The following is a 1,268-nucleotide window of genomic DNA, read 5'->3' on the forward strand; positions in this document are numbered from 1 at the left end:
GGGACTGCTGCAAGGTCGGTTGACACTGGGTGAGTGGTGATCATGCCGCGAGGGCGGCGTTCTGGGCGGTGAAGGCGAGCTCGAACTCGACCGGGGTGAGTCTGCCGAGGGCGCGCTGACGCCGGCGGCGGTTGTAGGTCCGTTCGATCCAGAAGACGATCGCGTCGTGCAGCTGGTCACGGGTGACCCAGCGGCGACGGTCGAGGACGTTCTTCTGCAGTAGCGCGTGCCAGGACTCCATGGCCGCGTTGTCCCCCGCGGAGGCGACGCGACCCATGGAGCCCTGTAGGCCGGCGGCGGTCAGGACCGCACGGAAGCTGCGCGCTCGGAACTGAGAGCCCCGGTCCGAGTGCACCACGACGACGCCGGTCGGCTGACGCCGGGCGACGGCGGTGCGCAGCGCGGTGACGGCGAGCTGGGCGGTCATCCGCTCGTCGATCGCGTAGCCGACGATCCGGTTGCTGAACAGGTCCTTGATCGCGCAGCAGTAGAGCGTGCCCTCGGCGGTGGGGTGCTCGGTGATGTCGGTGACCCAGACCTGGTCGGGCTCGGCGGCGGTGAAGTTGCGCTGGACGTGGTCGTCGTGGACGGCGGGCCCCGGGGACTTCCCGGCCCCGCGACGCCCCTTGCGGACCGTGGTCGACCACAGCCGCTGCTGGGAGCACAGCCGCCAGACCCGCCGCTCGCCGACCTCGTGGCCGGCGCGCTCGAGCTCGTCGGCCAGGAACCGGTAGCCGAACTCCGGGTCGTCACCGTGGGCGTCGATCAGGGCGTTGGTCAGGTAGGCGTCCTCCAGCTCACGATCGCCGATCGGGTCGGCCAGCCAGGCGTAGTACGCCTGCCTGGAGTGGCCCAGCACCCCGCAGGTCAACCGCACCGGGATGCCCTCGGCGGCCAGGTCACGGACCAGCGGGTAGCTCATTTTGGGAGCGATCCGGCGGCGAAGTAGGCGGCCGCGCGGCGCAGGATCTCGTTCTCCTGCTCGAGTCGGCGCTTCTCCCGGCGCAGTTGCACGAGCTCGTTCTGCTCGCTGCTGGTCTTGCCGTCCACGACACCGTCGTCGATGTCGGCCTGGCGCACCCAGCGCCGCACCGACTCCACCGAGATGTCGAAGTCAGCGGCGACCTCGGCATGGCTCAGATCACCGCGACGGGCGACCCGCACGACGTCACGCTTGAACTCGGGAGGGAACTTCTTGGGCACAGCGACATCCTTCCAGCGGGACCTCGTCCCACAGATGGAGTGTCAACCAGCCCTGCAGCAGTCCC

General features: G+C 69.8%; 1 protein-coding gene. It reads right to left on the reverse strand.

From position 1 onward, the window contains the following. Positions 1–40: 40 nt before the first annotated feature. Positions 41–1,203, reverse strand: a protein-coding gene (locus tag ICW40_RS17870; protein WP_308121898.1) for an IS3 family transposase whose coding sequence is annotated in 2 segments (ribosomal slippage) — positions 41–942 and positions 942–1,203 — 1,164 coding nt in all. Because the reading frame shifts where the segments join, the coding sequence is not laid out codon by codon here. Between the last annotated feature and the right edge of the window lie 65 nt (positions 1,204–1,268).

The sequence above is a fragment of the Actinotalea ferrariae genome, assembly GCF_019733465.1.
Lineage (GTDB): Bacteria > Actinomycetota > Actinomycetes > Actinomycetales > Cellulomonadaceae > Actinotalea > Actinotalea ferrariae_A.